The 13,384-nt window shown below is 63.7% G+C and carries 17 protein-coding genes; 11 read left to right on the top strand and 6 right to left on the bottom strand.

The genetic code is table 11. The features are described from left to right. The first annotated feature begins 38 nt into the window (after positions 1 to 38). Genes NKH01_RS26395 through NKH01_RS26430 form a run of 8 tightly spaced genes read left to right on the top strand, consistent with a single transcriptional unit; the run spans position 39 to position 8,987 of the window. Positions 39 to 1,022, top strand: coding sequence for an ABC transporter permease (locus NKH01_RS26395; RefSeq protein ID WP_353023177.1), 984 nt, complete (start codon positions 39 to 41; stop codon positions 1,020 to 1,022). Continuing rightward, a complete protein-coding gene (locus tag NKH01_RS26400) occupies positions 1,012 to 2,544 on the top strand; it encodes a sugar ABC transporter ATP-binding protein (protein WP_353023179.1) in 1,533 nt (510 codons plus the stop codon). Before NKH01_RS26395 ends, NKH01_RS26400 begins: the two co-directional genes overlap by 11 nt. A gap of 30 nt (positions 2,545 to 2,574) precedes the next feature. Continuing rightward, positions 2,575 to 3,570 carry an ABC transporter permease gene (locus NKH01_RS26405; RefSeq protein WP_353023181.1) on the top strand — a complete coding sequence of 332 codons (996 nt, stop codon included), beginning with the start codon at positions 2,575 to 2,577 and terminating at the stop codon, positions 3,568 to 3,570. Position 3,571: 1 nt separating this feature from the next. Beyond that, the gene (locus tag NKH01_RS26410; RefSeq protein WP_353005778.1) at positions 3,572 to 4,357 is read left to right on the top strand and encodes an SDR family NAD(P)-dependent oxidoreductase; all 786 of its coding nucleotides are present in this window, start codon (positions 3,572 to 3,574) and stop codon (positions 4,355 to 4,357) included. 17 nt (positions 4,358 to 4,374) lie between these two features. Continuing rightward, entirely contained in the window at positions 4,375 to 5,580 is a 1,206-nt protein-coding gene (locus NKH01_RS26415; RefSeq protein ID WP_353023183.1) for a CaiB/BaiF CoA transferase family protein, read from the top strand. Between the two features lie 2 nt (positions 5,581 to 5,582). After that, positions 5,583 to 6,368 (top strand): enoyl-CoA hydratase/isomerase family protein, encoded by a 786-nt coding sequence (locus tag NKH01_RS26420; protein WP_353023185.1) that lies wholly within the window; start codon positions 5,583 to 5,585, stop codon positions 6,366 to 6,368. Next, positions 6,365 to 8,140: a CoA-transferase gene (locus tag NKH01_RS26425; RefSeq protein WP_353023187.1), complete on the top strand. Its 1,776-nt coding sequence runs from the start codon at positions 6,365 to 6,367 to the stop codon at positions 8,138 to 8,140. The genes NKH01_RS26420 and NKH01_RS26425 overlap by 4 nt, the downstream gene beginning before the upstream one ends. Before the next feature lie 13 nt (positions 8,141 to 8,153). Beyond that, positions 8,154 to 8,987, top strand: coding sequence for an SMP-30/gluconolactonase/LRE family protein (locus NKH01_RS26430; RefSeq protein WP_352640319.1), 834 nt, complete (start codon positions 8,154 to 8,156; stop codon positions 8,985 to 8,987). A gap of 31 nt (positions 8,988 to 9,018) precedes the next feature. Here the strand turns inward: NKH01_RS26430 and NKH01_RS26435 are convergent, their stop codons facing one another. Further along, positions 9,019 to 9,348, bottom strand: coding sequence for an antibiotic biosynthesis monooxygenase family protein (locus tag NKH01_RS26435; protein WP_352640318.1), 330 nt, complete (start codon positions 9,346 to 9,348; stop codon positions 9,019 to 9,021). Between the two features lie 156 nt (positions 9,349 to 9,504). Next, positions 9,505 to 10,083, bottom strand: coding sequence for an EF-hand domain-containing protein (locus tag NKH01_RS26440; RefSeq protein WP_353023189.1), 579 nt, complete (start codon positions 10,081 to 10,083; stop codon positions 9,505 to 9,507). Between the two features lie 105 nt (positions 10,084 to 10,188). On the opposite strand from NKH01_RS26440, the gene NKH01_RS26445 reads away from it, so the two are divergent. Beyond that, positions 10,189 to 10,455 (top strand): DUF3606 domain-containing protein, encoded by a 267-nt coding sequence (locus tag NKH01_RS26445; RefSeq protein WP_023720478.1) that lies wholly within the window; start codon positions 10,189 to 10,191, stop codon positions 10,453 to 10,455. 33 nt (positions 10,456 to 10,488) lie between these two features. Here the strand turns inward: NKH01_RS26445 and NKH01_RS26450 are convergent, their stop codons facing one another. Both NKH01_RS26450 and NKH01_RS26455 read right to left on the bottom strand, forming a co-directional pair. Further along, positions 10,489 to 11,037 (bottom strand): DNA-3-methyladenine glycosylase, encoded by a 549-nt coding sequence (locus NKH01_RS26450; RefSeq protein ID WP_353023191.1) that lies wholly within the window; start codon positions 11,035 to 11,037, stop codon positions 10,489 to 10,491. A 95-nt stretch (positions 11,038 to 11,132) separates the two neighbouring features. After that, entirely contained in the window at positions 11,133 to 11,462 is a 330-nt protein-coding gene (locus tag NKH01_RS26455) for a hypothetical protein (RefSeq protein ID WP_353023193.1), read from the bottom strand. 237 nt (positions 11,463 to 11,699) lie between these two features. Between NKH01_RS26455 and NKH01_RS26460 the strand changes: the two genes are divergently transcribed. Both NKH01_RS26460 and NKH01_RS26465 read left to right on the top strand, forming a co-directional pair. Then, a complete protein-coding gene (locus NKH01_RS26460) occupies positions 11,700 to 12,218 on the top strand; it encodes a metallophosphoesterase (RefSeq protein ID WP_353023195.1) in 519 nt (172 codons plus the stop codon). Between the two features lie 74 nt (positions 12,219 to 12,292). Continuing rightward, on the top strand, positions 12,293 to 12,607 hold the full coding sequence (locus NKH01_RS26465) for a hypothetical protein (RefSeq protein WP_353023235.1): 315 nt from the start codon (positions 12,293 to 12,295) through the stop codon (positions 12,605 to 12,607). 105 nt (positions 12,608 to 12,712) lie between these two features. On the opposite strand, the gene NKH01_RS26470 is transcribed toward NKH01_RS26465, so the two are convergent. Together NKH01_RS26470 and NKH01_RS26475 are read right to left on the bottom strand one after the other, a co-directional pair. Beyond that, a complete protein-coding gene (locus NKH01_RS26470) occupies positions 12,713 to 12,946 on the bottom strand; it encodes a hypothetical protein (protein WP_292659223.1) in 234 nt (77 codons plus the stop codon). Between the two features lie 38 nt (positions 12,947 to 12,984). Beyond that, positions 12,985 to 13,194 carry a hypothetical protein gene (locus NKH01_RS26475; RefSeq protein WP_353023197.1) on the bottom strand — a complete coding sequence of 70 codons (210 nt, stop codon included), beginning with the start codon at positions 13,192 to 13,194 and terminating at the stop codon, positions 12,985 to 12,987. Positions 13,195 to 13,384 lie beyond the last annotated feature (190 nt).

Raw genomic sequence — 13,384 nt, forward strand, 5'->3', positions numbered from 1 at the left:
GGCGACGGCACCCGATGCGGCCCGGAAATGAAATGGACATGAGCGAGCTTACGCAATCCTCCGCGCCAAGGCGTTTCATCGGCGGCCAGCTGCTGGGCAGCAGCCAGCTGGTGCTCGGCGTGATCCTGGCCGTGCTCTGCATCGCCATCTCGATTGCGGCGCCGCAATTCTATTCCGAGGCCAACATCATCGCCATCCTGCGCCAATGCGCGCTGGTGCTGATCGTCGCCTCCGGCATGACGATGCTGATCATCACCGCTGAAGTCGACCTGTCGGTCGGTGCGTCGCTGGCCTTTGTCGGCTGCATCGGCATGGCCGTACTCAATTCGACGCACAGCCTGACGCTCGGCCTGCTGGCGGCACTCGCCTTTTCCGGTGCGGTCGGCCTGTTCAACGGGCTGGTTGTCACCAGGCTTAAGGTGAACTCGCTGATCGCCACCATCGGCACCATGATGATGCTGCAGGGCGGCGTCTATCTGTTCACCCGCGAAGCGGTGCAGAACCACCACCGGCTTGCAAGCTTTACCGATCTCGGCGCCGGCTATATCGGCGCGATCCCGCTGCCGGTGGTCATTGCCGCGCTGATTTTCGCCCTAGCCGCGGCAACGCTGCGCTTCACCACGCTCGGCCGTTATCTTTACGCGGTCGGCGCCAATGAGCGGGCGGTCCGCCTCTCCGGCGTGCGCTCGCAACGCCTGAAGCTGTTCGCCTTCGTCGTCACCGGCCTTTGCGTCGGCATTGCCGGCATGATCCTGTCGTCGCTGATGAATGCCGGCCAGCCGACCGCCGGCCGCGGCTTCGAGCTGACCGTGATTGCCGCCGTCATCCTCGGCGGCACCAGCCTGCTTGGCGGGCGCGGCTCGCTGCTCGGCACGCTGCTTGGAGTGCTGGTGCTGAAGGTCATCGACAACGGCATTATTATCCTCGGCTGGAACCAGGACCTGCAGATGGTGGTGCCTGGCATCGTCATCATCATGGCAACCTATCTCGACATCGTCCGGAACAGAGCCAATGTCGGTTGATTTCCTCCACCCCGGCAAAACCGCGGCCGTCGATAAAAGCGTGCCGGCGCTCGAGATGCGCGGCATCGGCAAGCGCTTTCCCGGCGTGGTGGCGCTGGACAATGTCGATCTGACCCTGGAACCCGGCAAGATCCACGCCCTGATGGGCGAGAACGGCGCCGGCAAGTCGACGCTGATCAAGATCATGGCCGGGGTCTACGGCAAGGATGCCGGCACCATCCGCCTGCGCGGCCGTGAGGCCGACATCAAGTCGCCGCGCGACAGCCTGAAAGACGGCATCAAGGTGGTGTTCCAGGAGATCGCGCTGATCGCCGAGTTCAGCGTCGCCGAAAACATCTTCCTCGAGGGCTATCCGACCGGCAAGGGCGGCTCGATCGACTGGAAGAAGATCCGTGCCGATGCGGCCGCTCTGTTCAAGCGCATCGGCTTCAACGTCGACCCGGCGGCGCGCACCGGATCGCTGCCGGTCAGCCAGCAGCAGATGGTCGAGATCGCCCGCGCGCTCGCCCATGAAGCCCGCGTCGTGGTGATGGACGAGCCTACCTCCTCGCTGACGCCGAACGAGGTCTCGCTGCTGTTCACCGTCATCCGCCGGTTGGCCGCTCTCGGCATCGCGGTGCTCTATGTCAGCCACAAGCTCGACGAGGTCTTCGAGATCGCCGACACCGTGACCGTGCTGCGCGATGGCCGTCACGTCTCGACCAGGCCGATCGGCGAGCACACCAACGATACGCTGATCCAGGACATGATCGGCCGGCGCATCGAAAACCTGTTCCCGCGCAAACGCGGCGCGCCGGGCAGCAAGGTCGCGCTTTCCGTTGAAGGGCTCAGCACCGCCAGGAAGCTGAAGGACGTATCGTTCGAGGCGCATGCCGGCGAGGTCCTCGGCTTCTTCGGCCTCATGGGGGCCGGCCGGACGGAGCTCGCCAAGGCCATCGTCGGTTACGACCCGGTCACTTCCGGCGCCATTTCGGTCGATGGCAGCAGGCTGCTGCCGCACGATACCCACACCGGCGTCCGGCTCGGCATCGGACTGCTCACCGAGGATCGCAAGAGCGAAGGGCTGATGGGCGAGCTGCCGGTCTACCAGAATGCCAGCCTCGCCTCGCTCGGTGCCTTCGCCAGAATGGGCTTCGTCGACAAGGCCAGGGAACGCAAGGCGGTGCAGGACTATGTCGACCGTTTTCGCATCAGGACGCCCAGCCTGTTCCAGCAGGTCAAGAATCTGTCCGGCGGCAATCAGCAGAAAGTGCTGATCTCGCGCTGGCTGATGCGCGGTCTCAAGGTGATCGTCGTCGACGAACCGACCCGCGGCATCGACGTCGGCGCCAAGTCGGAGATTTTCGCGCTCATCGACCGGCTCGCCGGCGAAGGCTTGGCGGTCGTCATGATGACGTCCGAAATGCCCGAACTGCTGGGCCTTGCCGACCGCATCGCGGTGATGTGCGAAGGCCGCCTCACCGCGATCATGCCTCGCGACGAGGCCACGCAGGAGAAAATCCTCAATGCGGCGATCGGCTAAGATGATGACGCTTCGCAAAGGGAGCAAGCGATGAGTCTTGCAGGCACCCAGTCCATCAAAGCCGGGCCATCCATGCTGGCACGGCTGCTGGCGCGGCAGGAGCTCGCCCTGCTGCTTTGCCTGATCCTGGTGATTGCGTTCTTTTCCCTGACGGCAGAGAACTTCTTCTCGGTGCGCAACATCACCAATGTGCTCGGACAGGCGTCGCTGGCGCTCACCGCCGGCATCGGCTGCGCCATCGTCTTCATGTCCGGCGAGGTCGACATCTCGATAGGGTCGCTGCTGGCGACCATCGCCCTGCCGCTGATCATCATCATGAACGAAACCAACTCGCTGCTGCTCGGCATCAGTGGTGCGCTGCTGTTCGGGCTGATCATCGGCGTGGTGAACGGCTATCTGACCGCCTATGCCGGCATCAACTCGCTGATCGTGACGCTGGGCACGATGTTCATCATGCGCGGCGGCGTCTATCTCTACACCGGCCAGCGCGCCATCCCCGACGATGCCGCGCTCGACAGCTTCATTGCGCTGTCGGACGGCCGCCTGTTCAATGTCATTCCGTATTCGGCGGTCATCGCCATCGTCCTGCTCGCCGTCTTCGCCTACATGATGCAGCATCGTCCGTTCGGACGGCAGATCTATGCCGTCGGTGGCAATCCGGAAGTGGCACGGCTGGCAGGCTACGACGTGCGCCGCGTCAAATTCATCTGCTTCATCATCAGCGCGCTGCTTGCAACGGTTGCCGGCATCATCCTGGCCGCCCGCGTCGGTTCGGCCCAGCATACGGCCGGGCTGAATTTCGAGTTCCAGGTCGTCGCTGCCACCGTGCTCGGCGGCGTGAGCCTTGCCGGCGGCATCGGCAGCCTGACCGGCATGGCGCTTGGCGTGCTGATCCTGCAATTCCTGTCCAACGGGCTGCGCGGTCTCGGCCTGCCGACCGAGTGGCAACTGGTCATCACCGGCATGATCATCATTGCCGCCGTCGCCTTCGACGAAGCAAAGCGCCGGCGCGCCATTGGAGGCTGATATGGATCGTCTCAAAGGGAAAACCGCAATCGTTACCGGCGCCGCCGACGGCATCGGCCATGCGATCGGCGAGGCGATGGCAAGGGAAGGCGCGCACGTCTTCCTCGGCGACATCGCCGACGAGAAGGGTGAAAAATTCGCCGCGGAACTGCGCGCCGCCGGCCATCGCGCCGACTACGTCCATTGCGACGTGGCGGAGGAGGCCGACATCGCCGCCCTGATCGACGCAGCCGTCGCCAAGACCGGCCATCTCGATATTCTGGTCAACAATGCCGCTATCGCCATCGGCGGCATGCCGGTTCACGAAATGACCGACGAGCAGTGGCACCGGCTGATCGCGGTCAACCTGACCAGCGTGTTCCGCGGCTGCAAATATGCGCTGCCGCACATGATCGCGCAGAAATCCGGCTCGATCATCAACATGGCCTCGGCGCAAGGTCATATCGGGCTCGACGGCTGGACCGCCTATGCCGGCGCCAAGGGTGCGGTGATGGCGATGACGCGCCAGATGGCGGTCGAGTTCGGCCCGCTCAACATTCGCGTCAACTCGATCTCGCCCGGCACCATCAACACGCCAATGAACGACAAACTGGTCAAAGAGATCGGCGGCAACCTCGCCAAGGCCTGGGTGAAGATGCATCCGCTCGGCCGCATCGGCAAACCGTCCGAAGTGGCCGAAGCCGCCGTCTATCTCGCCTCCGACGCCGCTGGCTTCACCACCGGTACCGACCTGCGCGTCGACGGCGGCCTCACCGCAGCACCCCGCTACGTACCCGACCTGCTTTGACAACCAACGAGACAAAAATGAACAAAGCCCTCGAAGGCGTCCGCATTCTCGATTTCAGCCATCTGCTGCAAGGGCCGTTCGCCACGCAGCTGCTCGGCGACATGGGCGCCGACGTCATCAAGATCGAGCGTGCCGGCGCCGGCGACATGTTCCGCGGCATGACCTTCTTCGCCAAATGGGTCGGCGGCTCCGAAAGCCCGAACTTTCTCGCCTGGAACCGCAACAAGCGCTCCATCGCGCTCAACCTGAAGAGCCGCAAGGTACATGCCATCATCATGGATATGGCGAAGAAGGCGGATGTGGTGGTGCAGAATTTCCGCCCCGGCGTGCTCGCCAGGCTCGGCTATGGTTACGAGGATTTCAGGGCGGTCAATCGCGCCATTATCTATTGCTCGGGCTCCGGCTATGGCGAGGAAGGCCCCTATGTCGAGCGCCCCGGCCAGGACATGCTGATCCAGGGACTGTCCGGGCTGATTTCCAACACCGGCCGCGGCGATCAGGCTCCTGTTCCTGCCGGCGCCGGCCTGGCCGACCAGATCGGCGCCATGAACATGGTCTACGGCATCCTGTCGGCGCTCTACTATCGCGAGAAGACCGGCAAGGGCCAGAAGATCGAGGTCAATCTGCTGGCCGGCATGCTGGCGCATCTCAATCAGGAATATGTCGCCGTGCTCAATCTCGGCGAGGATTTCGTGCGCCCGAATTCAGGCATCGGCCACCCCGGCATGCAGGCGCCGTTCGGTATCTACGAAGCGAAGGACGGCGGCTATGTGTCGATCGCCATGAGCCCGTTCAAGACGCTGTATGAAGTGCTGGAGGCGCCGCAGCTTGCTGTCTACGACGATCTGAAGACGCTGTTCGACAAGCGCGACGAGGTGTTCGACAAAGTCAACGCCGAAACCAGGAAGTTTGCCACGCAGGACCTGCTGGCGCGGCTGTTGGCGGTCGACATCTGGTGTGCCGAGGTGAAGGACATAAGGCGCGCGGCCGAGGACCCGCAGGTCAAGCACCTGGGCATGATCACCAGCTACGATCATCCGCGCGGTGGCAAGGTCAGGGTGGTCGCGCCGGCGGTCAAGATGAGCGAGACGCCGGCTACCATAGAACGGCCGGCGCCGCTGGTCGGCCAGCATGGCCGCGAGATACTGGCCGAGTTCGGCCTCTCCAGCGATGAGATTGCAGCGCTTGAGGCGTCCGGCGACATGACCGTGGATGCTGCCTGACGATGAGCGTTTACCAGACACTCAGTTTGGAAATATCCGGGCGCGTCGCGGTCGTCACCTTCCGGCGCGCCGATCAGCTCAACGCGATGAACCGGCTGATGCAAAGCGAGTTCACCGAAGTTTTCGAGGCGTTGTCGAAGAATGACGGCGTCGGCGCGATCGTGGTGACCGGCGAGGGGCGCGGCTTTATGGCCGGCGCCGACATCAAAGAATATGCTGCCCAGACAGCTGCAGAGTTCGACGCCTTCCAGGCCGCCGGCACACGCATGTATGCGGCGGTCGAGCAGAACCGCAAGCCGGTCATCGCCGCGGTCAACGGTTTTGCGCTCGGCGGCGGCATGGAGCTGGTGCTGTGCTGCGACCTCGTGATCGCCAACCAGTTCGCGAAGCTCGGCCTGCCCGAGATCAAGCTCGGGCTGGTCCCCGGCGGCGGCGGCACGCAGCGCAGCGTCCAGAAGCTCGGCCGCAACCGCGCCAATTTTCTGCTGATGACCGGCGCCATCGTGCCGGCTTCCGAGTTCGTCGGCGCCGGGCTGGTCAACGAGATCGTCGATGCCGAAAGGCTGATGCCGCGGGCGCTGGAACTCGCCGAGATGATCGCCGCCGAACCGGCCGCAGCGATCGAGGGGCTGAAAGCGCTGACAGCGCATGCCGTGTCGGGCAATCTGGCCGGCGGCCTTGCCATGGAGCGCGACATACTGGGCAGCCTCTACCGCAGCGAGATCGGCCAGCGGCGCGTCAGGGAATTTGCTGAAAAGAGCGCGGCACGGGCCAAGGCTGCGAAATGACGTCTCTGGTCAAGCAAAACCGGCCGCGCTTCACCGATGTCGAGGGCCTGGCCGCGATGGTCGGCGGCGGCGGCGTCTTCGGTGTCGGGGGCCATCATTTCGCCAGGCTGCCGATCGCCCTGCTGCGCGCCATCGCGCGGTCGGGCGTAAGGGATTTGCGCTACGTCTGCTGGGCCGGCGGCCTGCCGCTCGAGCTGCTTCTCGAAGCGAATGCCGTGGCGGAAATCGACCTCTGCTTTTCCAGCCTCGATATTTTTGGCTTGCCGCCCCGTTTCCGCGCGACTGCCGAGACCAGTGCCGTGCCGGTCCGCGACTGGACCGCGCTGGCCATGATCCAGGCGTTGCGGGCGGCACAGCAGAACCTGCCGTCGATGCCGTTTCAGCTTCCGCAGGGTTCGGACATGCCGGCGCGCGTGCCCGGCGCGATCGCCGCGCCCGATCCGGTCGACGGAATCACGACCGGGGTCATCCCGGCCTTGCGGCTCGATACGTTCGTCGTCCATGCCCAGCGTGCCGACGAGAGCGGCAATGTCCAGATCATCGGACCACGGGCGCTGGACTTCGCCATGGCCGGCGCGGCGCGCCAGGTGCTGGTCACGGTCGAGGAAATCGTCCCGGTCGGAGCGCTGCGCCATGCTGGTCGCCAAAACATTTTGACCCGCAACCAGGTGTCGGCCATAGCGCTGGCGCCAGGCGGCGCCTATCCCGCCTCCTGCCTGCCATTCTATGTGACGGATTATCAAGCGTTGGCGGAAGCGTTGGCGGCCAAGGAGATACCTTTGGCGGACAGCCTGAGCGTGCCTTCGGAAGGTGTGCCGGAGCGGGTTCAAGACGCTGCGAAAGTCCGCGCTGAAACAGTCCTCGCAATGCCCGGGCTCGTGCACGGCGAAAAGAAGGCATCCATCGACGAGATCATCGCTGCCCGCATCGCCGCCGAGCTCGACAATGAGAGCTTTGCCAGCGCCGGCGCGGTGTCGCCGCTCGCCAATGTCGCCTACCGGCTGGCCAAGGCGACGCACGCGCCGGACATGATCATCGCGACGATGAGTTGCGGTCATCTCGACATAGCGCCGAGCCCGATGATCCTGTCGTTGATCGAGAGCCTCGATTGCGAGACAGCGGTGGCCCATGCCGGCGGCGACGACACCTATTCGACCTATTACCAGGCCGGCGCCGTGACGCATGAGATCGTCGGTGCCGCCCAGGTCGACCGACGCGGGCGCGTCAACACCATTGCGCTGCGCAAGCGCGACGGCAGCCTCATCCGGCTGCCCGGGCAGGGCGGCATGGCTGATGTCGCCAACATGCATCGCGATTATCTGCTCTACGTCCCGCGCCACTCCCCGCAGTCGCTGGTCGACACCGTCGAGATCGCCAGCTCGGCGCGCGGCTTGCTGACAGAGGCCGAACGCGAGCCGATGGGCTATCGGACCGGCGCGGCGCTGGTGTTCACCGATCTTTGCATCTTTCGGCTCGACCGGGAGAGCCGGCAATTGGTCATCGTCGAGACCATGCCGGGCGTGACGCGCCAGCAGGTCCAGGATGCCACCGGCTTCGCCCTGACATTCGATGCCGATTGCCGCGAGGTTCCGCTGCCCTCGAACGAGACGCTCGACATCCTGCGAAACCGCATCGACCCGCTTGGCCTGCGGCGTCTCGAATTCGTCAGCGCCAAGGAGCGTGGCGCGCTTATCGCCGAGATCCTGGCGGCCGACCGGCTGATGGTCGAGCGCTGTATTGCCGTGCAGCGGTCGCATACCGCAACAGGCTGAAGAGGGGTGGCGCATGGCAAAGCCGTTGCTCGAAATGTCGGCCGCGAAGGTCTTCTTCGACGGCATCTTCACCAGCCCGCGCGTCGCCCATCCGGAAGGCGTGGCTATCCATCGCGACGGCTCGATCTGGTGCGGCACCGAAACCGGCGACCTGCTGCGCCTCGCCGCTGATGGCGGCTCCGTCGAGCACATGGGCGGCACGGACGGCTTTCTGCTCGGCATCGCCTTCGATAGCGCGGGAAACTGTTTTGCCTGCGATTTGAGACATTCGGCGATCTTTCGCTGGAATGCCGGAACGGGTCATATGGAGCGCTTCGCCTCGGCTGGCATCCGCGTGCCGAACTATCCGATCGTCGACGAGACACGAGGCTGGCTCTACGTTTCCGACAGCCTCGGCGAAGACAACCGCTCCGGCATCTTCCGCTATGATTTGCAGATGGGCGAAGGCGGCCTGTGGTGTAGCGAGGCCATGGCCTTCGCCAACGGCATGGCGATGGCGCCGGATGGGAGCGGGCTTTATGTGGTGGAAAGCCATGCAGCCTGCGTCAGCTATGTACCGATCCTTGCCGACGGCACGGCAGGGTCTCGCCAGCTCGTTGTGGAGGGCGTGAACAATGTTCCCGATGGCGTCGCCTTCGCGCCGGACGGTTCGCTGTTCATCTCATGCTACGAGCCCAGCCGTATCTATCGCTGGCGAAAAGATCGCGGGCTCGAGGTGCTGGTCGAGGATCCGGCGGCAACGACGCTCGCCCATCCCACCAACATCGCCTTCAAGGGCGACAGGCTTTACACCTCAAATCTCGGCCGCTGGCACATTACCGAAATCGACCTGACGGCGATTTATTAGGTCGGGCCGAACAGGGCGGCGCTCCTCAGGGCTATTGCAGGCGGCCGTGACTGGAGCGGATGCGCAACACCTGCACCCGCGACGGCAGCTCGATCAGGAACTCTTCGTCCCGCTCGAGATGGTGGATTTTTGTCGGATCGCCGCCGGTGAACGCCGCCATCGCCTCGACATTTTCCCAATAGGAAATCGTCACGAACTCTGCATGGGTCGGCGTGTCCTCGCGAAAGGTCTGCACGCCCAGCGCCTTCTCGATCAGCGGCTTGATGCCGGCTTCATAATTGTAGCTTTCATAGGCGTCTGCCTTCTCAGGCAAGGTTCTGCCGCGCCAGATACGAGCGATGGTTGGAGTTTTCTCTGTCATGGCCATTGAATCCTGCTGTCTCGAATCGTTGCGACCCGGCATTCGGCTTGGCAAGGCCAGCCAAGCGATGCATCTGCCAGCGACGGTTTTCGCCCTCCCCGGTCGTCATAGGGGGCGCCGCCTCAGCTAGGGCCTCCTTGCCGACCGGTAGGAGACTTACTCCTGATCCTCGGCGCCTGCTCCGTGGAAGAAGGACCGGATTTCCTGCATGTCGACGCTGCCGTCACCGTCCTCATCGACGGCGTTGAATATCCGCCCGACGAAATCCTGGACTTCGCTCTGAGAAAGCGCGCCATCGCCATCCGCATCCACTATGGCGAACATCATGCGCATCCTCGCGCCATGCATCCCGCGTCCAATACCACCGCGGCCTCCCATCTCCCAACCTCGGTCAGGCGGGCCCATCCTGTAGTCACGATGCCAGTGGTCGCGACCTCGCCGTTCTGTCCGGGGCGCGCGATCCTCTTGCATTCTCTCCTCCAGCATCTCAGTCATCATCTGGCGCATCATATCGCGCATGGCATCCTGCCCGCTCACTCCGGGCGACTGTTCGGCGCCACGATCCGGCGCCGGCGCCGCGGGCGGGCTCGTCTGGCCGAATGCCGGCGCGGTCAATATGGCCAGCGCGGCTGCAATTACAGTGGTTTTGCTTGCGAGCGTCATCGTAACCTCCATCGGTATGAATTGGTGGCCGAACGTGGTCTGCATCCAAGCCAAACCGGCTGCTCGCCTCATGGTTCCTGGGCAGTCGGCACGGCCGCACAAAAGTCCGCCCGATCGCGGCAACGAAAGCGGCTTGCCCACGTTGCCATTGATGCGAAGCTCCACCAGGAGGAAAAAATGGCTGACGATAAGAGCAAGCGAGATTTCCGCGACCGCGATCGCGTTTCCGCGGAAGATGAACGTGAAGTCGAGTATTTTGCCCAACAGAACGGCATCACCGCCGACCAGGTTCGCCAGCTGATCAAGAGCTTCGGCAATGATCGCGGGCGCCTGATCGAAGCCGCGAAGGCGTTGCGAGGGATTTCACCTGCCGGAGCCGACGAGGTGACCAGCGAAGCTCGCCAACAGAGAACGCCTATGCATCTCGGCAAACCCGACGAGTGATGCCAGGCAGCTACTCTGCCCCTGCCGCGGGCGTCAGAACTTGCGGCTCAAATATTTCGAGCCGCGCAGGCCGAACCGCCACGCCGCATCGACAGCCTTGGAAATGCCGATCCGGCGGCCTGTAAGAATGGCGCTGGCGTCGCCGGGCAGCCTGAATTCGAATGGCGGCGCGTCCAGCGGCAGCCCGTCATGGGATTTGTCGATTGCCAGCGCCTGGCAAAGGCGACCCGGTCCCGAACAAAGCAGCCGGGGATCGTCAAGGCCGCGATTGGCCCGCATCACGTCCAGCCCGGATTGCGGCTCGATTGCGCGGATGAGCACGGCACTGCCGGGCAGGCAGACGGCATTGAGGCACCAATGCAGGCCATAGGAGCGATAGACATAGGCGCTGCCTGGGGCGCCGAACATTGCGCCGTTGCGCACCGTCCTGCCACCGAAAGCGTGCGAAGCCGGGTCATCCGGGCGATAGGCCTCGGTCTCGACGATGATGCCGCCAACGCCATGCAAGAGCAGCGTGGCGCCAATCATGTCGCGCGCGACGATGGTGGCGTCACGGGCAAAGAATTGATGGTTGGTGGTCAATGTGCAGCAGACTCGTTCACGCCTGAACCTGGCGCGACAACAAGGTCCCGGACCGGAAGCAAAATGTCCAGCCACTGCACTCGGATGGACGGTATTCAGCGCAGCATGGCTGCGCCGACAAAAACTGCCGCGGCCAGCACGACGATGGCGGCAATCACCAGGACTGGCCCGTATCTGCGCGGTTGGACGGCGGGCTCGTCCTTCAGCGGGCGCATCGCATTGGCATAGCTCGCCTGGTTGGTGAACTTCGGCGTTTCATGGCGCGGAGCCGGATCTTTCTCCGGAGCGTTGCCGGCGGATTCCGCGTCCGTCTCCATGTGAGCCGCGGCTGGGTCGATCCCCGGTGTCTTATCCCCTTCGCGCCCGGCGTCGATATCGCCCCGCACTCGCGGTGGGCTTCGCCCAAAAGGTGCTGCGTCGGTCATCATCGAGGTCCTTTCAGAACATCGGCCTCAAGCATTCTAACCTGCGTCTCATTTCAAAGTTCCCCCGTTTCAAAGTTCCCCCTTCTTAAAGTTCCAACGAGCGGAAACCGCCTAGGCCTGCTTACAGGAACAACCGGCGATCGAGCGGGTTGAGCAAGCATCGGGAGAGCAAGATGGACTCGGTGCGCCACGCGCCTACATGCGCGGCAGTTCGACAACGGGCCCCAGCGAGCGCGCATGATCTACTTCACCGCCGACACGCATTTCAGCGACCCGCGCATTTTGCGCATCGACCGCCGCCCGTTCGGCTCGCTGGCGGAGCATGATCGGGCGCTCATTGCGTTCTGGAACGAGACTGTCGGCCCGGACGACGAGGTCTGGCACCTCGGCGATTTTGCCAGGGGATCGGCCGCGTTCGTGTCGTCGCTTCTGGCGTCTCTTCATGGCAGCAAGCATTTGATCATCGGCAACAACGATGCTGCGGCCACCATCGAGGCCACAGGTTGGGCGAGCACGCAACACTACAAGGAGCTGGCGCTCGACGGCAGCCTGCTGATCCTTTGCCACTACCCTTTTCGCACCTGGAACCAGATCGGCAGGAAATCGATCGACCTGCATGGCCATTCGCACGGCAGGCTCACCCCGGTCACGCGCCAGTATGACGTCGGCGTCGACAGCTGGGATTTTCGTCCGGTCACGCTTCCCGCCATCCTCGCCAGCCGCGGCCGCCGGCCGGCGCGGGCAAAACCCGGCTGAAGGCGGTTGGCCGCAACCGGAACCTCCGCGGAGCTGAGGCGTTCGAAAAATTGCAAGGCGTAAAGGCAACGGCAATGGCTCAGAAGATCACGACAGGCATGAATGACCGGCCGCGCAATGAAACCATCGGCCAATCCGGCGAAGGCCTGCCGGACGATAGCAGCAGGCCGCTCGAGGTCGACGAAGGCTGGGTCGCCCGGTTGAGAAACAAGCTGCAGGGCAAGCCCCGGCAAGCCGCTCAAACCAACATAGACGAGGTTCCGGCAGGCGTCCCCGGCGCTGGCGAGAACATTTGCCGCCGCTGTGCGGGGTCAGGCATGATCGACGGCCGGACCTGCCCCGAATGCGGCGGAACCGGCAAGGTGACGATGCCGATCGGCGGAGGCTAAGCAATTCCAGGAAAAGTTTGAAACGGTTTTCCGTCCGGAATTGCGTCAAAACAAAGATAAACCGGTTCTGCGGTTCCGTGAAACGATGAACCGGTCCAGCGCGGATCAGATCGCCGGCACCCACTTCCAGAACACGCCCTCCTTGCGTTCCGGATAGTGCTTGAACTCGCATTCGAAGCGCCAACCGTAGTTCTTCGCGGCGGCAAGCGCCTCCTTGCTGACCGGGTTCATGCCGGTTCCCGGCGCAAACCAGTCCTCCAGCAAGTCATCGGGGATATAGGCGCCGATCCTCAAAGGCAGCTGTTCGAGGACAACATCCATTTCGGGCGGTGCAGGCACGGCGGCGCTCCTTTGAAACCTACCCGCGAAGAAGTCGTTCAACGCCAAGCGGGTTCATTCTTCTGTTCATAGTCCTGGAACGCCTTCTGGAGACCGCCGATCACCTCGGCGGACGTCTCGAACATCGCCTTCAGCTGCGGCTCATCGACCTTCTCGATGTCCTGGCGAAGGTGCTGTTTAACCTCCTCCAATTTCTTCTGCATTTTCTGCGTGTGGTGGCGCGGATCGCGGTCGGTGGCGGTTGTCATGATCAATCTCCAATCGGTGGGTCTCGGAGAACTCGCCCCGGCCTCTGAGGATCGACAGGCGGGTTTGCAGCGTAAACGGCTTGCCGAGAGCTCTGGTTCCCGATTGCGGAATGCGGTCCTTCGCGCGCCCAGCGCGCCGTTCCTTTTTTCAACCGCCCGGTAGCAAGTCCGAAGGGCGCTTGCCGCGAAT

Source organism: Mesorhizobium sp. M1403 (assembly GCF_040317695.1).
Taxonomy (GTDB): domain Bacteria; phylum Pseudomonadota; class Alphaproteobacteria; order Rhizobiales; family Rhizobiaceae; genus Mesorhizobium.